The following is a 19,020-nucleotide window of genomic DNA, read 5'->3' on the forward strand; positions in this document are numbered from 1 at the left end:
CGGCTATGAGCCTGCCGAAAATCGTTTCCCAGGACGAGTGGTACACCACGCACAAGGAATTCCTCGTCAAGGAGAAGGAGTTCACCCGGGCGAAGGACGCGCTGAGCGCGGCCCGCCGGGAACTGCCGATGACCGAGATCGAGAAGACCTACGTCTTCGAGGGTCCGGCCGGCAAGCTCGACCTGGGTGACCTCTTCCAGGGCCGCCGTCAGCTCATCGTCTACCACTTCATGTTCCACCCCGACTGGGACGAAGGCTGCCCGGCCTGCTCGTTCCTCGTCGACCACTTCGGCAACTGGTCCCACCTGAACCAGCGCGACACGACGATCGCCGTCGTTTCGCGCGGGCCGCTGGCGAAGCTGCTCGCCTACCGGGAGCGGATGGGCTGGAACTTCGACTGGTACTCCTCGGGTGGCAGCGACTTCAACTACGACTTCCACGTGACGCTGGACGACAAGGTGGCGCCGCCGAACCACAACTTCGAGGACCGCGCGGCCCTCGAAGCGCGGGGCCTGACCGAGTTCCCCGGCATGGAGGTGCCCGGCATCAGCGTCTTCCTGCGGGACGGCGAGCGCATCTTCCACACGTACTCGACGTACGCGCGGGGCACCGAGGTGTTCGACTCGACGTTCCACGCGCTCGACCTGACGGCCCTGGGCCGGCAGGAGCCGTGGGAGAAGCCGGAAGACCGTTACTCCGGTCCGGTGAAGGGGATCCGCCGACACGACGAATACCCGGACGAGTAAAACCGGTTTTCGGCGATTCAAACCTTCCGATGGCGATCGGGAAGGGCCTGCGGGCCATTCCCGGTCGCCATCTCGGCGTTCACTTGGTGCACCGCCGGGAAGGACCTCCGAAATTGCGGGGCCGCGCGGCGGAAAGTAACCGCGGCCCCTATACTGGGACCATGGGAATTCAACGACTGGACCACGTCGGCATTGTGGTCGAAGATCTCAAAGCCGCGGTCGCGTTCTTCCAGGAGCTCGGCATGGAGCTGGAAGGCGAGACGACGGTCGAAGGCAAGGCGACCGACCAGCTCATCGGGCTGGAAGGCGTCGTGTCGGACGTCGCGTTCGTCAAGACCCCGGACGGCAGCGGCCGGATCGAGCTGTCGGTGTTCCGCCAGCCGGTGGCCGAGGGCTCCGCGCCCAAGGCGCCGCTGAACGTGCCGGGCATCCCGCGCATCACGTTCGTCGTCGACAACCTCAACGAGACCCTCGACCGCATGCGCGCCATCGGCACCGAGTTCGTGGGCGAGGTGGCGCGGTTCGGCGACTACTGCCTCTACTGCAACGTCCGCGGGCCCGAGGGTGTCATCGTCGGGCTGGTCGAGGAGTTCTGACCGGCGGCACGAAAAAACGGACGCCGGCGATGTCGGGAAGGTCGACATCGCCAACGTCCGGGAAAGCAGCCGGTCGCCGGAAGGGCGTACTGGCTACCGCATCACCATGCCGCCGTCGATGACGACGGACTGGCCGGTCATGAAGTCCGAGTCCGGGCCGGCCAGGTAGGACACGAAGTTCGCGACGTCCTCCGGCACCTCGACCCGGCGCAGGACGGCGCCCTGGGCGAACGTGGTCATCGTCTCGCGCGGCTCGTTGCCCAGCTTGGCGCCGAGCACCTTGTCGAGCTCCGCCCACATGTCGGTGTCGACGATGCCCGGGCAGTAGGAGTTGACGGTGATCTTGTGCTCCGCCAGCTCCATCGCCGCGCTCTGGGTGAAGCTCACGACGCCGAACTTCGTGGCCGAGTAGGCCGAGAACGCCGGGACACCGGTGTGGCCGGCGCCGGAAGCGGCGTTGATGATCTTGCCGCCACCGTTCTTCTTCATGGTCTCGGCGGCCGCCTGGATGCCGTACAGAACACCGAAGACGTTGACGCGGAACAGGTCTTCGAGGTCCTGAGGGGTGACCTCGAGCAGCTCCTTGGTCTGGCAGATGCCGGCGTTGTTCACCATGATGTCGAGCGAGCCCAGCGTGGTGAACGTTTCGTCGACGACGGCGAAGATCTTGTCCCGGTCGGACACGTCGCCGGGGACGACCACGGTCTTGCGGCCCAGGTCGTTGATCTCCTCGGCGGTCGCCTTGGCGGTGTCGGGGTTGATGTCGTTGATCGCGACGTTGGCCCCGTCCTTGGCGAGCCGCAGTGCGATCGCCTTGCCGATGCCCCGGCCGGCCCCGGTCACGAGCGCAGTTTTTCCAGCGAGAGTCAAGACCTTCTCCTTAGGTATCCGTGGTCAGTCGGGGCCACGGCGGTTTGCTGATGATGTTCTGGTTCTTTTCACGCGGCCGATTCGGAGCCCTGCTCGACCGGGGTCAGCACGAAGAGCGGAATCGAGCGGGTGGTCATCCGGGTGTAGTCCTCGAACTCCGGCCAGGTTTCGATCGCGCGGGCCCACCACGTGGCCTGCTCGTCCCCGGTGATTTCCCGCGCGACGAACTCGCCCTTGACCGAGCCGTCCTGGATCTGCACGCGGGGGTCGCTGGAAATGTTGTAGTACCAGCCGGGATGCTTGTCGGAGCCGGCCGACGAAGCGACGAGGGCGTACTGCCCCTCGTGCTCGATCCGCATCACCGGGACCTTGCGCGTCTTGCCCGTCTTCGCGCCCTTGCTCGTGAGCAGGACGACCGGCCGGTCGTTGTACAGGTAACCGTCGGTGCCGTTCGAGACTTCGTACTTCTCGACGTATTGGCTGATGTACTCGACCGGACTCGGCGAGTATTCCCCGTCTGTAGGCATGATTCCATTTTCTCAGTCGTCGCGTGGCAAGGCCAGCAGTTCGGCAAGGGCGGAGAAGGAACTGATTTTTCGATCTTTTCGACGACCGGGAGAACGGGAGCCGGTGGCGATCCCGCCACCGGCTCCCGTTTCCGGCTACCGGCTCTTGTGCTGCGCGGCCAGCCGCTCCAGGGTCGGGACGAACTCGCTCGGGCTGGGCTGCGCCAGCCAGTCGTTGCGCAGGCGGTCGGCCTGGTCCTGGAAGTGCTGCTCGTCCAGCACGCGCAGGATCTGCTCGCGCATCACCAGCGGGTCGGGCTTGCTGACGTCCATGACGAGACCGGCGCCCGAGTCCGTGACGTACCGGGCCAGTGCCGGGCCGAGGCTGTAGCGCGAGCGGCCGAGCCGGTCGCCCGAGCCCGGGGTCACGTGGATGTCGTGGCCGACGAAGTCGACGACGATCTGCCGCACGCCGTTGGCGATCGCCGGCGTCACCGTGCCCATGCCGCCGTGGTGGATGAGCAGGTCGCACGTCTGGATCAGCTGGTTGAGCGGGACGAAGTCCACGACGCGCACGTTGTCCGGGATCTTGTCGACCTTCGACAGCTGCTTCTCGTTGAGCGTCGCGACGACCTCGATGTCCAGCACCGAAACGGCTTCCAGCAGCGCCGGGATGTGCGCCCAGCCCTCGGCCATGAACGACCGCTCGGACAGGCCGAGGGAGATGGCGACGCGGGGACGCTCCGGCTTCGGGTAGATCCAGTCGGGCATGACCTGCTGCTTGGCGTGCGGGATCCAGCGCAGCGACAACGGCTTCGCGGAGACGAACGGCCCGACCGCGGGCGGCTGCGGGTTGACCGTGAACTGCCCGACGAGCAGCTCCTGGTCCACCTCGACGCCGTAGCGGTCCGCCATCCCGCGGACGGTCTCGGCGAGCGGGTTGTCGACCTCGACGCCGGACTCCTTGACCCGGTTGACGCGGTCGATGCTGGCGCAGAACACGTCCGGACAGGTCCACCAGCGCGCCTGCGCGGCGCCGACCGCCTTGCCCGCGACCGCGCCGCCCGGCATGCAGGGGTCCCACAGCACGAGGTCGGGCTGCCAGGTGCGGAAGAAGCTCACCAGGCCGTCCATCGCGGGCATCGGCTCGGCCGGGTCACCGCGGTAGGGCAGGAAGTCCCACATCGAAGGCACGTAGTACTGCGTGAGCACGTTCCAGTGCTCGCGGTCCGGGTCGTCCTTGGTGAACGCCAGTGCTTCGGTGATCTTCTTGAGGTCGACGCGCTCGTCGACGTACGGCGACGCCGGCCCGAGCAGCGGGGTGCTGTCGGCTTCGCAGATCGACACCGGGGTCAGGCCCATCGCGGCGACCTCGTCCGCGATCGCGGGGTGGGACGTGACGACGACCTCGTGGCCCGCCGCCTTGAGCGCCCACGCGAGGGGAACCAGGGGGTAGAGATGTGCTGAAGCCGGCCAGATGACGAATGCTACGCGCATTGCGAACTCCTTAGACGTTGCCTCGGTCCGACACCACGGTCTTCCGAAACCACCTTCACGGACCACCTCGGAATTGCGGTGAGTAAAAAACTCACGTTCCGGGGCGCTTGATTGTGGGTTTTCGGGGCATTGTTTTCACCGGGACGACGGAAGGCGGGACTGCGTCGTTCGTTACTGATCGGGCTCAGCGTGCGTAGGCTTCGAGGGCGTCGGCCCCCGCCTTCGCGCCACCGCAGTTCTCGATGATCTGCTGGTACCGCTTCACCCCGGCCAGGATCTCCTCGTCGTGCGTGATCTCTTCGACCGCGCTGCGCAGCGTCGCGGCGTCCAGCGTGGCGGGGTCGAGGACCCGCGAGAGGGTTTCCTGCTCGGCGCGCGTCGCGATCAGCTGGCACATCGGCACCGGCGGCACGATCACCATCGGGACACCGAGGGTCGTCGCGTCGAAGAGGGTCTTGATGCCCGTGTGCGACACGACCGCCGAGGCGTGCTTGAGGACGTCCAGCTGCGGGAAGTGCGGGCGGACGTCGAAGTTCGCCGGAATGGGGCCGAGCTCGCCGACGTCCAGCTTGTGCGCGGCCAAGGCGATGTTCCAGTCGAGGTCACCGAAGGCCTCGAAGCACGTCTTGTAGAACTGCGGGTTGTTGTTGAACAGCGTGCCGAAGGAGATGAACAGCGTCTTCTTCGACGGATCCGCGGGCGCCCAGGTCCCGGCCTGCAGCCCGCTGTTGTCCAGCGGCCCGATGAACTGGAACCGCTCGTCGAACGTCTCGGGGCCGTACTGGAACTCCTTGGGGATCAGCACGAGGTTCAGGCCGTCCGGCGACGTCCCTTCGAGGGCGTCGTCCTTCCACTCGACGCCGTACTCCGCCGCGGTCTCCTTCATCGCCGCGAAGTAGTTGTGCCACGGCCACCCCGGGTCCTGCGCGGTCCAGTCGTCGGCGACGGCGATGGCGTCACGCATGCCGAGGGCTTCGTTGAACGCGAAGTGGGGCACCAGGGACGCGGCCGGCACGTCGAGGATCTTCGCCAGGATGCGGCCGGCTTCGGTGGTGAGGTCGTAGCAGAGCACGTCCGGCGGGTCGGCGGTGAATTCGCGCAGCAGGATCGGGAGGCTGTCGCGGACGCTGGTCGACATCGCCGACAGCATCTCGTCGACGCGCTCGTCGGTGGCCCCCTCCGGCCAGAACATGGGCGGCACCTTGGCCGGGATCTCGAGGACCTTCGCACCGGTGGCCGCGACCGCGGGCACGCACTCCGGGCCCGTCGCGTAGGTGACGCGGTGGCCACGGGCCAGCAGCTCCGGGACGAGCGGGAGCATCGGGTTGACGTGACCGTGGGCCGGCTGGACGACGATGGCGACATGCATGGGTGTGGACCCCCGGAGTAGGAGTTTCGACGCGAAGAACGGGTGGATCTGGCTGCGGCGGGGCCCCGGTCGGTGATCCGGCCGGGGCCCGCCGCGTCGTCAGGCCGCCTTGCGGGCGGTCCGGGTGCCGGCGACCAGGTCGGCGGCGCGCTCACCGATGACGATCGCGGACGCGTTCGTCGCGCCGCGGCCGATCGTGGGCATCACCGACGTGTCGGCGATCCGCAGGCCTTCCAGGCCCTGCACCTTCAGCTCGGCGTCGACGACCTTGCCCATCGCCGCGCTGCCGCCCGCGTGCCAGATCGGGTGGGCGATGCTGCGGATGAAGGCGAGGACGTCGTCCGCCTTGTCCGAAGCCGGAACCTGGTACCCACGTGTGGTGTAGCGGCTCAGGGCCGGCTGGCTCGCGATCTCCAGCGCCGCCCGGACACCCTCGACGGCCACGACGCGGTCGTCCTCCGTGGTCAGGTAGTTGTGCTCGATCTTCGGCTTCGTCGTCGGGTCCGCCCCGATGATCGACACTTGGCCGCGGCTTTCCGGCGTCAGCATGACCGGGCCGAAGGTGACCGCGTGCTCGGTCGGCACCGAAAGCCCGCTGTCCGGGAACATCATCGGCCCGCAGTAGAACGAGACGTCCGGCGCGGGCAGGCCCGGCTTGGTGCGGATGAAGCCGCCGCCCTCCGGCCCGTTCGAGGTGAACGGCCCGGTGCCGTGCTCGAAGAACTCGGCCATCTCGGCGTCACCCGCCGCGATCGTGCTCACCGGCTCGTCGTGGGCGTAGATCAGCGGGACGAACAGGTGGTCCTGCAGGTTGCGGCCGACCTCCGGGTGGTCGACGGCGACGTCGACACCCGCGCCCTCCAGCACCCCGGCGGGCCCGATCCCCGAGTACATCAGCAGGGTCGGGGTGTTGTAGGCGCCCCCGGAGACGATGACCTCGGCCTCGGCGGAGAAGGTCAGCTCCTCGCCGAACCGCGTGCCGGTCACGCCCGTGACGCGCGTGCCGTCGAGGACCAGGCGCAGCGCGTGGAAGTTCGTGACCACCGTCAGGTTGGGCCGGTCCAGCGCGGGCTTCAGGTAGGCGTCCGCGACGCTCCACCGGCGGCCGTCGCGCTGGGTGAGCTGGAACCGGCCGAAGCCGTCCTGCGTCTCGCCGTTGAAGTCGTCGTTCGCCGGGTGGCCCGCCTCGAGGGCGGCCTCGATGAGCGCCGTCATGGTGATGTTGTTCGAACGGCCTTCCGAGACCCGCAGCGGCCCGCCGACGCCGTGGTAGCGGGACTCGCCGCGCTCGTTGTCCTCGGCGCGGCGGAACAGCGGCAGCAGCTCGTCGTAGCTCCACCCGGGCTGGTTCCAGCTGTTGTAGTCCAGCGGGTTGGCCCGGATGTAGAGCATGGCGTTGATCGAGCTCGTGCCGCCCAGGACCTTGCCCCGGGGGATGAAGATCCGGCGCCGGTCGAGGCCCGGCTCGAAGTGCGAGTCGTAGTCCCAGTCCACACTGGTGCGGAACAGGTCGCCGAACAGGGCCGGGATGTGGATCGTGTCCAGCGTGTCCTGGCCGCCGGCTTCCAGCAGCAGCACCCGCTTGTCGGGGTCTTCGCTGAGGCGCGTGGCGACGACGGTCCCCGCCGAGCCGGCTCCGACCACGATGTAGTCGTACATCTGAACTTCCTTCCGAGTTTCGGGGGACACGCCGGTCACGGGGCGATGTCGCCGGCCGGGCTGAGCCGCCCGACCACTTCGGCCACCGCGTGGCAGGCCCGCGCGATCTCTTCGGTGGTGGACACCAGCGGCGGGGCGAGGACCAGGTTGTGGGCGTACGGACGGGCGATCACGTTGTGGCGCGCGCGGATCTCGAACGCGACGGCGTCGCCGACGTGCCACTCGACCGGGATCTTGTGGTCGCGGTCCGACACGAGCTCGATCGCGGCGAGGGTGCCCTCGACGCGGACGTCGCCGACCGTGGGCAGGTCCTTCAGCGCGGCCAGGCCCTCGCGCAGCTCGGTCTCGATCTCGCGGGCGCGGCCCAGCAGGCCTTCACGCTCGATGATCTCGATCGTCTCGAGCCCGAGGGCGCAGGCAACCGGGTGGCCCTGGAAGGTGTAGCCGTGGAAGAAGCCTTCCTCACCGATGATCGTGTCGGCGATCGCGTCGGTCATCACGGTCGCGCCGAGCGCGGCGTACCCGCCCGCGATGCCCTTCGCCAGGGTGATCATGTGCGGGCGCATGCCGCGGTTCGGGGCGTCGAACCAGGAGCCGAGCCGGCCGAACGCGGTGACGACCTCGTCGGCGACGAGCAGGATCCCGTGCCGGTCCAGGACTTCCTGGATCCGCGGCCAGTAGTCCTCCGGCGGCGCGACGACACCGCCGCCCGCCATCACCGGCTCGCCGATCATGGCGGCGATGTTGCCCGCGCCGATCCGCTCGATGGTCTCTTCCAGCTCCGCGACGCAGAAGTCGGTCGTCTCGGCGCCGCCGTACATCTCGGCCCGGTACGGGTACGGCGGGGTCAGCTTCTCGAAGTTGGGCAGGTTCGGCCCGACACCGTGCTGCATCTGCGGGAGGCCGGTGGCCGTGCCGCTGCCGTAGGTGGCGCCGTGGAAGGAGTAGTGGCGGGAGAGGATCCAGGTGCGGTCGGGCTCGCCGCGGCGGAAGTGGAACAGCCGGGCGGCCTTGATCGCCGTCTCGACCGCTTCGGAGCCGCCGTTGGTGAAGAAGACGCGGTCCAGGCCCTCCGGGGCGAGACCGGCGATGCGGGTGGCGAGCTGGATCGCCTTGTCGTTGGAGAACTCGAGCAGGCTCGTGAAGAACTCGATCCGCTTGATCTGCTCGGCGGCGATTTCGGCGAGCTCCGGGCGGCCGTGACCGATCGGCGAGTGCCAGACGCCACCGCCGGCGGCGTCGAGGTACTCGTTGCCCTCGGCGTCCCACACCGTGGAGCCCCGGCCACGGGTGATGATCACGCGGTCCTTGATGTACCCCCGCTGCATGGACCGCACGAGGTGGCGACGGTCCAGCTCGTCGAGCTCAGCGGCGCTGAGGGAGTCGTTGTTGCCCATGATTACGGAACCTCCGGGTGGAGAGTGGGTCGTGGTGGCTCGGTGCTCGCCTGCCAGGGTGCCGCCCGGGCACCCCGGCAGGCGTCTCTTCGGTTGCGGGCAGCCCCGGTCAGGCCGCGGCGCGGCCCGGTTCGGTGGCGCCCGGCTCGGTGGTGCCGGTCTCCGGCTTGGTTTCCTCGCCGCCACCGGTGATCGGCTGCGGGCGGGCCGCGCGGCGTGAACGGCCCCAGCGCCGCATCGCCGGCCGCTCGACCGAGATGTACAGCAGCCGGGCCACGACCAGCGCGACACCCATCATGACCAGCATGAAGAGGATCCCGGGCAGCACGCCCATCTTCCCGCCGCCCGGCAGCACCTTCGCGGCGATGAACAGCCCGAGCGAGAGCAGCGGCAGGTGGACCAGGTAGAAGGAGTACGTGGTTTCACCGAGCCAGAGCGCGGGCTTGCTCTCCAGGAAGCCCGGGCGGCTGCGGTCGCGGGTCGCGGCCGAGCCGACCAGCAGGGCCGCCGGGAAGGCGAACATGCCCGAGAAGCCGTAGTAGGCGGGCAGGAACGCCGTCGTGAAGGCGTAGACGCCGATGGCGATGGCCGCCGCCCAGCCGACCTTGATCTTCGGGAACCGCTTCTCCTGCACCAGCCGCGCGGTGAGCATGCCGATGAAGAAGTCGGGCAGCCGCGTGATCGGGAAGAACAGGAGCGCCTTGTGCTGGGCCCAGGTGCCCGACGGGAAGAGCGGGCTGGGCGGGCCGCTGGGCAGGATCGCGCCGACGACGACGGTGGTCAGCAGGACGAGCAGCCCGGTGGCGAACCACCACTGCCACACGCGGTCGGTGCGGATCCGCCGCACCAGCTTGAAGGCCAGCGGGAACAGCAGGTAGAAGAGCATCTCGACACCCAGCGTCCACGTCACCGGGTTGGGCGACGGCGCGCCGAACGTGACGTCGGTGACCCAGGCCTGCTGCAGGAAGAGGTAGTTCACCAGGAGCGGGCCGAGGCCGATCGTCGCGCCGAGCAGGAGTGTCACGCCGAGCGCCGGCAGGAACGTCACCAGGTGGTTCGGGATGATCCGCAGGAACCGGCGGCGCCAGAAGTCCCGCAGCCGGTAGCCGGCCCCGGTCGACCAGGTGAGGACAAAACCGCTGAGCACGAAGAAGAGCGACACACCGAAGTGGCCGCCGTTGATGCCGATGAACGTGAAGTCGTGCGCGAGCTGGGCGTTCGCGAACGGCGCCAGGTAAGCGGCGTGGGTGATGAAGACGAGCAGGGCGCCGAAGAGACGCAGGCTCGTCAGCGCCGGGCGCGCGTCCCCGCGCGCGTCGATCGAGTACTGGGTCACGCAGATCACTCCCGATGTTCGTGGGCGCGTCGCCCCGGGGGATCCCCGGCTCCGACTCACCTGGATGCGGCCCAACAATCCGCCAGCCGTGGGCGTGCGCACGTCTCGTCGCGTGCGGTCTCGGCGTCAGTTCGCGGTGCCGCAGAGGGCGAGCAGCAGGAACCGGGTGAGCGCGACGTCGATCGGGCCGCCGGCCGGGTACCGCGTCAGGTTGTAGGCGAAGCTGACCTGCCGGCTGCCGTCCACCCGGCGGATCGAGCCGGCGCCGTAGCCGAAGACGGCGCTGCCGTGGCCCCAGGTCGCGCCGCACGGCATGACCGTGCGGCCGATGCCCAGGCCGTATCCGGCGCCGCCGGGGTCCTTCGGGTCGTTCGGCACCACGGTCAGCATCTCGGTGAGCAGGCCGGGGCGCAGCACCCGGCCGGTGAGCAGCGCGGTGTAGAAGCGGTCGAGGTCCGCGGTCGTCGACGTCAGGCTCCCGGCGGTCCAGGCCCACGACATGTTGTAGACGCTGAAGTCCCGCAGGGTGCCGTCACTCCAGGGCACGTACCCCTTGGTGTGCGGGCCGGCGAGGTACGGGTTGGCGCCGGGAAAGGAGGTGTGCGACAGCCGCAACGGCGTCGTGATGCGCCGGGCCACTTCCTGCTCGACCGGCCGGTGGGTGATCTTCTCGATGATCAAGCCGGCGAGGATGTAGTTGGTGTTGGAGTAGAAGTACGCGGCGCCCGGCGCGCCGGTCCGGGGGAGGGCCAGGCCGAGCGCGACCAGGTGTTCCGGCGAGACGGTCTCGGTCTGGTAGCGCGCGATGTCGCCGTCGGACCGGATGAGCGTGGTCTGGTAGTCGTTGATGCCGGTGGTCTGCTGCAGCACCATCCGGACGGTCACCCGCGTGGAAAGGTCCGGCGGCAGCAGGTCGCCGAGGTAACGGCCCACGGGGTCGTCGAGACGCACCCGGTGTTCGCCGACGAGCTGCAGGAGCGTGGTCGCCACGAACGTCTTGCCGATGCTGCCGGCGCGGAACGCCAGGCCGGGACGCATCGGCTCGCCGGTGGCGACGTCGGCGACCCCGCTGGCCCCGCGCCAGACCTTCGTGCCGTCACGCACTTCCGCGAGGAGACCGGGAACTCCGGCGTCCCGCACCGCGTCCAGCGCTGCCTGCAACGCCTCGGTGTCGCTGGAGCGCGACGGCGTGGCCGCCGCCGGAGTGGCGGACAGGGCCATCAGCACCACCGCGCCGACGGCGAGAACAGCGGTTCGTCGAAACACCGGACCTCCGGACACCCCACGATGCGAGTCTTGGGTTCCGACTGTGCCGTGTGTGCGCGGGTGACCACGTCTTGTCACGAGCGGTTTTCGGCGCGGGAGCGCAAGCCGGGAGGTGTCCGGCAGCCGGCGCGGCGATCATGCTGGCGTCAGGGGAGAAGCCTTACACGGAAGGGCCGACGATGGTGGACGCGCGCGCGACCGGCGGCTGGCTCATCCAAGGCCCGGCGCGACCCGGCCGGCCCCGGCTGTTCTGCTTCCCGCACGGTGGCGGGGCGGGCGCGGAGTACGCCCGGTGGTCGCGGCAGCTGCCCGACGCCGAGCTCAGTGCCGTCCAGCTGCCCGGCCGTGGTTCCCGGCTCGACGAACCCGTGCTGACGCGGATGGCCGACCTCGTCGCCGAGCTCGTCGACGTCCTCCCGGTCGGCGGGCCGTATTCGATGTTCGGCCACAGCCTCGGCGCGCTGGTGGCGTACGAGGTCGCCCGGGAGCTGCGCCGCCTCAGGCGCCGGTTGCCGGATCACCTGGTCGTGTCCAGCTTCCCGGCGCCCTCGCTGCCACGCGCCGAGCCGCCGATCCGCGACCTGCCCGACGACGAGCTGCTCGACGAAGTGGCGCGGCGCCACGGCGGCCTGCCCGGCGAAGTGCTGACCGACCCGGCGCGCAGGTCCAGAGTCGCGCAGTACGTCCGCGCGGACTACGCGATCCTGGAAACCTACGAATGGCGTCCCGAAGCGCCGTTGTCCGTGCCGCTGACCGTGTTCGGCGGCAGTGACGACACCCTCGGCGTGGACGTGCTGCGCGCGTGGCAGCACCACGTGACCGGCGAGATCGGCATGCACTGCTTCCCCGGTGACCACTTCTACTTCCGGCAGCAGAAGGCCGCGGTGCTGAGCGCGCTGGCCGACGTCGTGCGGACGACGTCGGCCGCGGACCGCGCGGCCTGAGCCCGCCGGTCAGCTCCAGGTGACCGGCAGGGCGTGCACGCCGTAGATGTTCATGTCCGTCTTGAGCGGCACCTCCTCCGCCGGGACGGCCAGCGCGAGCGTCGGGAAACGGCGTAGCAGGGCCTCGAAACCGGCGCGCATCTCGATGCGGGCCAGCTGCTGACCGAGGCACTGGTGGACACCGTGGCCGAAGGACAGGTGGCCGCGGGCCTTGCGGTGGATGTCCAGCGCGTCCGGGTTGTCGAACCGCTCCGGGTCGTGGTTGGCGGCCAGCAGCGAGACGACCACCGTCGAGCCCTCGGGGATCGTCTCGCCGCCGAGCTCGATGTCCTCGGTGGCGTAGCGGAAGAAGATGTCCGCAATGGACAGATACCGCAGCAGCTCCTCGACGGCGTCCGGCATGAGCTCGGTGTTCTCGCGCAGCTCGGCCAGCTGTGCCGGGTGCTCCAGGAGCGCAAAAGTGCCCAGTGCCAGCATGTTCGCGGTGGTTTCGTGGCCGGCGAGCAGCAGCAGGAACGCGGCGCCGGTCAGCTCCTCGATCGTGAGGTCGTCGTGGCGGGCCAGGTCGGAGAGGATGTCCTCACCCGGCTCGGCGCGCTTGCCGGTGACCAGCTCGGCCAGGAACGTCGTCAGCGCGCCGTACGCGCCCATCTTCTCTTCGAGCGTCACGTCCTTTTCGAGGAACTTCGCCGAGTTGACCTGGAAGGTCTCCCGGTCCGCGTAGGGGACGCCGAGCAGTTCGCAGATCACCAGCGAAGGCACCGGCAGCGCGAACTCCTTCACCAGGTCGATCGGCGGGGTCAGCTTCGCGAGCGCGTCCAGCTGCGCCTCGACGACCTCGGTGATGTGGTCTTCGAGCTGCTTCATGCGCTTGACGGTGAACGCGCCGGTGAGGCGCTTGCGCAGCCGGGAGTGCTCCGGCGGGTCCATGGTGATGAACATGCCCGGGATCTGCGGGGACGGCTCGGTGGCGACGGGCATGCCGGGCGTCTCGTACGGCATGTGGAGGACGCCGAGGTCCTGGCGCGAGCTGAACCGGGAGTCGGCCATGAGCCGGCGGACGGCGTCGTAGCCGGTGACGAGCCAGCCTTCGTGCCCGTCCGGGAAGAGCATCGGGCTGACCGGGCGAGCGTCCCGCAGCCGCGCGATCCGGCTGCCCGGGTCGAAGGGGCTCACGTCGCGCTCCATCGGGAGGCCGTTCGGGACGGGAACCGTCTGGGTCATCGGAGTTCCTCTCGTGGTGGGTGACTGCGACCGACCTTCGCGGACGGTCCTGACACGGCGCTGACACGGCGAGGGGCGGCGCCGTGTCAGGACGGCGTCAGGCCGGGTGCCGAAAGTGGCGGCATGAGTGATTCAGCGATCGCGGTCTCGGGACTGCGCAAGGCCTACGGCGAGAAGGTCGTGCTCGACGGCATCGACCTCGACGTGCGTTCCGGCTCCATCTTTTCCCTGCTCGGCCCCAACGGCGCGGGCAAGACGACCACGGTGAACGTGCTGACCACGCTGGCGAAGGCCGACGGCGGGACAGCGCGGGTCGCCGGCCACGACATCACGGCGGAGGCCAAGGCGGTGCGCGCGGCGATCGGGGTCACCGGTCAGTTCGCGGCCGTCGACGAGCTGCTGACCGGGCGGGAGAACCTCCAGCTGATGGTCGACCTGCAGCGCGGCGGCAAGCGGGTCGTCGGCGAGCTGCTGGAGCGGTTCGACCTGGTGGAGGCGGCGAAGAAGCCGGTCTCGACCTACTCCGGCGGCATGCGCCGGAAGCTGGACCTGGCGATGACGCTGGTCGGCGACCCGCGGATCGTCTTCCTGGACGAGCCGACGACCGGGCTCGACCCGCGCAGCCGCCGCACGATGTGGTCGATCGTCCGCGAGCTCGTGGCCGACGGCGTGACGATCTTCCTCACCACCCAGTACCTCGAGGAGGCCGACCAGCTCGCCGACCGGATCGCGGTGCTCGACCGCGGCCGCCTGGTCGCCCAGGGCACGCCCGACGACCTGAAGCGACTGATCCCCGGCACGCACGTCCGGCTCCGCTTCACCACCGGCACCGAGCTCGACGCCGCCGCGCGGATCTTCCCCGACTCCACGCGCGACGACGAAGCGCTGGCCCTGCGGGTGCCGAGCGACAGCGGGACGAAGTCGCTGCGGTCCCTCCTCGACCGGCTCGACGAGTACGGCCTCGGCGCCGAAGAGTTCTCCGTCCACACCCCCGACCTCGACGACGTTTTCCTCGCCCTCACGGGCCACGACACGGAAGTGACCGCGAAATGAGCACCCAGTCGCACTCGATCGTCATGCTGCGCCGCAACTTCAAGCACATCGCCCGGAACCCGACCTCGGTGTTCAACGCGGTGCTGATGCCGGTCGTAGTCATGCTGATGTTCGTCTACATGCTCGGCGACGCCTTCGACGTCGGAGTCCATTACGTCGACTACGCGACACCGGGCCTGATGCTGCTGGCCGTCTGCTACGGCCTCGGGGCCACCGCGACGGCCGTGAACTCCGACATGACCAAGGGCATCATCAACCGGTTCAAGGTCATGGACGTCTCCCGCGGCGCAGTGCTGACCGGGCACGTCATCGCCGGGCTGCTGACCAACCTGGTCGCCATCGCGGCGATCATCGGGGTCGCCTTCGCGCTGGGGTTCAGCCCGGCGGCGGGCTTCCTCGACTGGCTCGGCGTGCTCGGGGTCGTCGTCGCGCTCGGGCTCGCCGTCGGCTGGCTGACGGTCGCGCTCGGCCTGGCGGCGAAGTCGCCGGAGACGGCCGGCCTGGCGTCGGTGCCGCTGGTCATGCTGCCGTTCTTCAGCAGCGCCATCGCGCCGGCGGACAAGATGGGCCCCGGGATCCGGCAGTTCGCCGAGTACCAGCCGTTCACGCCGATCATCGAGACGTTGCGCGGCCTGCTGAACGGCGCACCGTCGGCCGGCACCGCCGTGGTCGCCCTCGCCTGGTGCGCGGGAATCGCCGTCGCCGGGTACCTGTGGGCGCGCTCGACGTTCAAGAAGCGAGCGTGACGGCGGCCAGCTCGCTCCCGTCCGCCGCCGTCCCCTCCCGAGCCGCCTCGGCGTACCCCTCGTCGCCGAGGCGGCTCCGCACGGCTTCTTCGACGCGGGCGCGGTCCGGGTTCGCCCGGTCCGGCAGCCCGCGCACGGCGGTGCTCGCCGCGAGCAGCCGGGCGGCCTGGGCGTGTTCGTCCCGGCGCAGGGCCAGGTCGGCGACCCCGACGAGCACCTCGGCGATCGTGGGTGCGTGTCCCACCTCGGCCGCCGCCCGCCACGCCGTCGCGTGGAACTCCCGCGCCCGATCGAGGTCGTCGGCGAGGTACCCCAGCAGTTCGTGCGTCTTGGCCCGGATCGTCGGCTGCTCGGCTTCCGCGCCCCAGACGGTGGTTGCGACGTCGAGCTGTTCGTACGCTTCCTTGACGTCGCCGTGCCAGCGCGCGAGCTCGGCTTTCGCGAGGGCCAGCATGGCCAGCGAGTCCGGCCAGGTGACCTCTTCGGCGCAGCGGCCGGCCTCGGCGATGGCGGCCGCGCTCGCCGCTTCGTCGTCCAGCAGCCAGTACAGCTGGGCTTGGCGCGACCGCATCCGGATGACGTCGTCGATCGCGCCGACCTCGGCGACCACCGCGATCGCCTCGTCGTAGTACGCGCAGGCCCGGGCGAACTCGCCGCGGGTGGTGATGCGGTCGGCCAGCTCGGTCAGGGCGAAGGAGATGCCGAACCGTTCACCGAGGGCGCGGAACTCGGTGAGGGCCTGTTCGAGGCACGCGTCCGCGGCGTCCCCGTCTTCGCCGAGCGCGATCCGCAGCTTGCCGAGCTGCAGCCGGACCATCGCGCGCACCCAGGGGTCTTCGCTGTCCAGCGACGTTTCCCACGCGGCGACGGCCGAGCCCGGCTCCCGCAGCATCCGTTCGAGCGGGACGACCAGGCCCAGCATCGGGTGGGGGGACGCACTCCGCCGGCCGAGCTCGTAGGTCTTGTGGATCCACTCGGCCGCCTGGTGCTCGTCGCCCATGCCGGAGCTGGCGAACGTCACGAGCAGCGCGTACACCCAGGCCCGGATGTCGTCGTCGACCTCGCCGGGGGTGGCGACGGCCGCGGTGACCAGCTCCATGCCTTCGGCCTTGTGGCCGACGAGCCACCAGTACCAGCCGGCGCCCGCCGCGAGCCGCATCGACGCCTGCGCGTCCCCGTCGGCGAGGGCGCCGCGCATTGCGGCGCTGATGTTGTCGTGCTCGGCCTTGAGCGTGCCCAGCCACTTCAGCTGGTCTGCCCGGCGCAGCTGCGGGTCGGCGGTCTCGGCGAGCTCGGTGAAGAACGCGAGGTGCGCGTGCCGCGCCGAGTCCGTTTCCCCCGCTTCCGCGAGGCGGTCGGCGGCGTACTCCTTGATCGTGCCGAGCATCCGGTAGCGCAGCACGCTGTCGCCCTCGGCGACCACCAGCGACTTCTCGGTCAGCGCGGTGAGCAGGTCGAGCACGTCCTCCGGCTCGACGGGACCACCCGCGCAGACCCGCTCGGCCGCGTCGAGGCTCGCGCCGCTGGAGAACACCGAGAGCCGGCGCAGGACCGTGCGCTCGGTGTCGGAGAGCAGCTCCCAGCTCCAGTCGATGACGGCGCGCAACGTCTTGTGGTGCGGCAGCGCGGTGCGGCTGCCACCGGTGAGCAGGCGGAACCGGTCGTCGAGCCGGTGGGCCAGCTGGTCGAGGGACATCGTGCGCAGCCGGGCCGCGGCCAGCTCGATCGCCAGCGGCATCCCGTCGAGTGCGCGGCAGACGCGCGCCATGGTCGACAGCGTTTCGGCGTCCCCCGCGAGGTCCTTGCGCACGGCGCTCGCCCGTTCCCGCAGCAGGCGCACGGCCGGCGAGGCGTCGATCTCGGCGGGACCGGCGAGCCGGCCGGGCAGGGCCAGCGGCACGACCGGCCACAGCGCCTCCCCGGTGATGCCGAGCGGCTCGCGGCTCGTCGCCAGGATCCGCAGGTGACGGCACTCCCCGAGCAGCCGGTGCGCGAGCGCCGCGGCGGCCTCGATGACGTGCTCGCAGTTGTCCAGGACCAGCACGGTGTCCCGCTCGCGGAGCGCGGCGACCAGCCGGTCGGCCGGGTCCGCGGACGGCGCGTCACCGAGCAGCGCGTCCCGGAGGCCGAGCCCGTCGAGGGTCGCCTGGGCGACGTCGCCGTCAGCGCCGATGCCCGCGAGCTCGACCAGCCAGACGCCGTCCGGCGCGTCGCCGAGCAGCGTCCGCGCGGTTTCGGTGGCCAGCCGGGTCTTCCCCGAGCCGCCCGGCCCGATGAGGGTGGTGAGCCGGTGCGCGCCGACGAGCCCGCCGACCGCCATGACGTCGTCGTCCTTGCCGAGGTAGCTGCTCAGCTCGGCGCGCAGGTTGGTCTTCCGGGTCTCCGGCCGCCGTTTCGGGCCGCCCTGGAGCAGCTCGACGTGCAGCGCGGACAGCTCCGGTGAGGGGTCGACGCCGAGCGCGTCGGCCAGGGCTTCCCGCGTGTGCTGGTAGAGGAGCAGCGCCTCGTTCTCGCGCCCGGCGGCGGCGAGCGCTCGCATGAGCGCCCCGACGAGCCGTTCCCGCATCGGGTGCTCGGCGACGAGGTCGGTCAGCTCCGTGACCAGCTCCGCCCCGCCGGGTTCGGCGTCGAAGCGGTCCTCCAGCGCGGCCAGGCGCAGCCCGTCGAGCCGCGTGACGGCGGCGTCGAAGGCATCGCTGTCCTGCAGGCCGACGTCCTGCATGGCGGCACCCCGCCACAGCGCGAGGGCCTCGCGCAGCAGCCGCGGGTTCTCGTCGGCGCGGGCCTGCGCGACCAGCCGTTCGAACCGCACGGCGTCGACGGCGTCGGGGTCGACGGTGAGCCGGTAGCCGTTCGGATGGCCTTCGACCGCGCCTTCCGGCAGGACCTTCCGGAGCCGGGAAACCAGGCGCTGCAGGGCGTTCGCCGTCTCGGCGGGCGGGTTCTCGCCCCAGATCCAGTCGACGAGCCGCGCCTTCGGGACGACGTGCCCGGGATCGAGCGCAAGAGCGACCACCAGCCCCCGCAACCGCGCCCCGGGCACGTCGGCGACCTCGCCGTCGTCCGCGCGCACTTCGAAGGGCCCCAGCATCCCGATCTTCACCCGGCCGATTTTGCCACGTCGCTGCGGGTCAGCGGTGGGTGCCGGAGCGCATCCAGAGGATCACGTCCAGGCAGCGCAGCAGGCTGATGTCCGCTATCCCGCCCGCCTCCGACCGCAGGTCCGCCACCGCCGAGGCCCGGGTCGGGTCCGTATGGAACCAGCTCCACAGGCAGTTCCACGGGCTCGACGGCGCCTTCAGGACCGCCTTGACCCGGCTGTCGTAGACCGGGATCAGGCGGGGGCGCTTGCGGGCCATCAGCTTGGCCGCCGTCACCGGGCGGTGGTTGCCGCCGCAGCGGCGGAACAGCTCCCACAGGTGGTGCGCCGGTGAGCCCGGCTCGTACGTCGACCAGCCGACCGAGTGCATCGGGAGGTCCACCGGGATCTCCTCCAGCAGGTGCCGGATCTGGTGGGCGTAGGTGATCGTCGCGTCGATCGCGACGTCGGCGAGGCTGGTGATGCTCAGGAAGTTCAGGGCCAGGACGTCGGCCTCGGTCACCGTGTTGGCGACGTCGGGCCGGTCACCGCCGCCGGCGAACCGCTCGAACCAGCGGCCCGTGTACCGCGCCGGGGAATGCTGGTCGAAGTACCGCCGGAGCGCCGTCAACGACTCGTCGCGGTGTGCGCCGCGGACGCATTCGTCCAGGAGGTGGTGTTGGTGGGCGTAGTCGGTCATGTCGAGCGTCCCCTCGTCGCCGACGGTGTCAG

At 70.2% G+C, this 19,020-nt stretch carries 16 protein-coding genes; 5 read left to right on the forward strand and 11 right to left on the reverse strand.

Annotation, left to right across the window (positions count from 1 at the left end; genetic code table 11):
* Window positions 1-5 precede the first annotated feature (5 nt).
* Together ACZ61C_RS03285 and ACZ61C_RS03290 are read left to right on the forward strand one after the other, a co-directional pair.
* Window positions 6-746: a DUF899 domain-containing protein gene (locus ACZ61C_RS03285; RefSeq protein ID WP_465302282.1), complete on the forward strand. Its 741-nt coding sequence runs from the start codon at window positions 6-8 to the stop codon at window positions 744-746.
* Window positions 747-907: 161 nt separating this feature from the next.
* The gene (locus tag ACZ61C_RS03290; RefSeq protein ID WP_465302285.1) at window positions 908-1,342 is read left to right on the forward strand and encodes a VOC family protein; all 435 of its coding nucleotides are present in this window, start codon (window positions 908-910) and stop codon (window positions 1,340-1,342) included.
* Between the two features lie 93 nt (window positions 1,343-1,435).
* Here the strand turns inward: ACZ61C_RS03290 and ACZ61C_RS03295 are convergent, their stop codons facing one another.
* The 8 genes from ACZ61C_RS03295 to ACZ61C_RS03330 form a co-directional block, all read right to left on the reverse strand.
* Entirely contained in the window at window positions 1,436-2,212 is a 777-nt protein-coding gene (locus ACZ61C_RS03295) for an acetoin reductase (protein ID WP_465302287.1), read from the reverse strand.
* A 68-nt stretch (window positions 2,213-2,280) separates the two neighbouring features.
* Window positions 2,281-2,739 carry a nitroreductase family deazaflavin-dependent oxidoreductase gene (locus tag ACZ61C_RS03300; protein WP_465302289.1) on the reverse strand — a complete coding sequence of 153 codons (459 nt, stop codon included), beginning with the start codon at window positions 2,737-2,739 and terminating at the stop codon, window positions 2,281-2,283.
* Between the two features lie 135 nt (window positions 2,740-2,874).
* A complete protein-coding gene (locus ACZ61C_RS03305; RefSeq protein ID WP_465302291.1) occupies window positions 2,875-4,215 on the reverse strand; it encodes a nucleotide disphospho-sugar-binding domain-containing protein in 1,341 nt (446 codons plus the stop codon).
* Window positions 4,216-4,399: 184 nt separating this feature from the next.
* The gene (locus ACZ61C_RS03310) at window positions 4,400-5,584 is read right to left on the reverse strand and encodes a macrolide family glycosyltransferase (protein ID WP_465302293.1); all 1,185 of its coding nucleotides are present in this window, start codon (window positions 5,582-5,584) and stop codon (window positions 4,400-4,402) included.
* Window positions 5,585-5,683: 99 nt separating this feature from the next.
* On the reverse strand, window positions 5,684-7,243 hold the full coding sequence (locus tag ACZ61C_RS03315; protein ID WP_465302295.1) for a GMC family oxidoreductase: 1,560 nt from the start codon (window positions 7,241-7,243) through the stop codon (window positions 5,684-5,686).
* A gap of 35 nt (window positions 7,244-7,278) precedes the next feature.
* Window positions 7,279-8,640, reverse strand: coding sequence for an aminotransferase family protein (locus ACZ61C_RS03320; RefSeq protein WP_465302297.1), 1,362 nt, complete (start codon window positions 8,638-8,640; stop codon window positions 7,279-7,281).
* 109 nt (window positions 8,641-8,749) lie between these two features.
* Complete coding sequence (locus ACZ61C_RS03325) at window positions 8,750-9,976, reverse strand: acyltransferase family protein (RefSeq protein WP_465302299.1); 1,227 nt, start codon at window positions 9,974-9,976, stop codon at window positions 8,750-8,752.
* A gap of 126 nt (window positions 9,977-10,102) precedes the next feature.
* Complete coding sequence (locus ACZ61C_RS03330) at window positions 10,103-11,242, reverse strand: serine hydrolase domain-containing protein (protein ID WP_465302301.1); 1,140 nt, start codon at window positions 11,240-11,242, stop codon at window positions 10,103-10,105.
* A 179-nt stretch (window positions 11,243-11,421) separates the two neighbouring features.
* On the opposite strand from ACZ61C_RS03330, the gene ACZ61C_RS03335 reads away from it, so the two are divergent.
* Window positions 11,422-12,186 carry a thioesterase II family protein gene (locus ACZ61C_RS03335; RefSeq protein ID WP_465302303.1) on the forward strand — a complete coding sequence of 255 codons (765 nt, stop codon included), beginning with the start codon at window positions 11,422-11,424 and terminating at the stop codon, window positions 12,184-12,186.
* Window positions 12,187-12,195: 9 nt separating this feature from the next.
* On the opposite strand, the gene ACZ61C_RS03340 is transcribed toward ACZ61C_RS03335, so the two are convergent.
* Window positions 12,196-13,410 carry a cytochrome P450 gene (locus tag ACZ61C_RS03340; RefSeq protein WP_465302305.1) on the reverse strand — a complete coding sequence of 405 codons (1,215 nt, stop codon included), beginning with the start codon at window positions 13,408-13,410 and terminating at the stop codon, window positions 12,196-12,198.
* Between the two features lie 123 nt (window positions 13,411-13,533).
* On the opposite strand from ACZ61C_RS03340, the gene ACZ61C_RS03345 reads away from it, so the two are divergent.
* Window positions 13,534-14,463, forward strand: coding sequence for an ATP-binding cassette domain-containing protein (locus ACZ61C_RS03345; RefSeq protein WP_465302307.1), 930 nt, complete (start codon window positions 13,534-13,536; stop codon window positions 14,461-14,463).
* Complete coding sequence (locus ACZ61C_RS03350; RefSeq protein ID WP_465302309.1) at window positions 14,460-15,209, forward strand: ABC transporter permease; 750 nt, start codon at window positions 14,460-14,462, stop codon at window positions 15,207-15,209. The genes ACZ61C_RS03345 and ACZ61C_RS03350 overlap by 4 nt, the downstream gene beginning before the upstream one ends.
* Here ACZ61C_RS03350 and ACZ61C_RS03355 read toward each other — a convergent pair.
* Both ACZ61C_RS03355 and ACZ61C_RS03360 read right to left on the reverse strand, forming a co-directional pair.
* Complete coding sequence (locus tag ACZ61C_RS03355) at window positions 15,193-18,312, reverse strand: AfsR/SARP family transcriptional regulator (RefSeq protein WP_465302311.1); 3,120 nt, start codon at window positions 18,310-18,312, stop codon at window positions 15,193-15,195. The two genes, ACZ61C_RS03350 and ACZ61C_RS03355, sit on opposite strands and share 17 nt — an antisense overlap.
* Window positions 18,313-18,340: 28 nt before the next feature.
* The gene (locus ACZ61C_RS03360; RefSeq protein WP_465302313.1) at window positions 18,341-18,988 is read right to left on the reverse strand and encodes a DUF6308 family protein; all 648 of its coding nucleotides are present in this window, start codon (window positions 18,986-18,988) and stop codon (window positions 18,341-18,343) included.
* Between the last annotated feature and the right edge of the window lie 32 nt (window positions 18,989-19,020).

The sequence above is a fragment of the Amycolatopsis sp. NPDC104587 genome, from assembly GCF_055583645.1.

Excerpts from the sequence above, each read along its gene's own strand:
- ACZ61C_RS03285 (WP_465302282.1), top strand. The coding sequence starts at position 6 with ATGAGCCTGCCGAAAATCGTTTCCCAGGACGAGTGGTACACCACGCAC.
- ACZ61C_RS03290 (WP_465302285.1), top strand. The coding sequence starts at position 908 with ATGGGAATTCAACGACTGGACCACGTCGGCATTGTGGTCGAAGATCTC.
- ACZ61C_RS03300 (WP_465302289.1), bottom strand. The coding sequence starts at position 2,739 with ATGCCTACAGACGGGGAATACTCGCCGAGTCCGGTCGAGTACATCAGC.
- ACZ61C_RS03305 (WP_465302291.1), bottom strand. The coding sequence starts at position 4,215 with ATGCGCGTAGCATTCGTCATCTGGCCGGCTTCAGCACATCTCTACCCC.
- ACZ61C_RS03310 (WP_465302293.1), bottom strand. The coding sequence starts at position 5,584 with ATGCATGTCGCCATCGTCGTCCAGCCGGCCCACGGTCACGTCAACCCG.
- ACZ61C_RS03315 (WP_465302295.1), bottom strand. The coding sequence starts at position 7,243 with ATGTACGACTACATCGTGGTCGGAGCCGGCTCGGCGGGGACCGTCGTC.
- ACZ61C_RS03320 (WP_465302297.1), bottom strand. The coding sequence starts at position 8,640 with ATGGGCAACAACGACTCCCTCAGCGCCGCTGAGCTCGACGAGCTGGAC.
- ACZ61C_RS03335 (WP_465302303.1), top strand. The coding sequence starts at position 11,422 with ATGGTGGACGCGCGCGCGACCGGCGGCTGGCTCATCCAAGGCCCGGCG.
- ACZ61C_RS03340 (WP_465302305.1), bottom strand. The coding sequence starts at position 13,410 with ATGACCCAGACGGTTCCCGTCCCGAACGGCCTCCCGATGGAGCGCGAC.
- ACZ61C_RS03345 (WP_465302307.1), top strand. The coding sequence starts at position 13,534 with ATGAGTGATTCAGCGATCGCGGTCTCGGGACTGCGCAAGGCCTACGGC.
- ACZ61C_RS03350 (WP_465302309.1), top strand. The coding sequence starts at position 14,460 with ATGAGCACCCAGTCGCACTCGATCGTCATGCTGCGCCGCAACTTCAAG.
- ACZ61C_RS03360 (WP_465302313.1), bottom strand. The coding sequence starts at position 18,988 with ATGACCGACTACGCCCACCAACACCACCTCCTGGACGAATGCGTCCGC.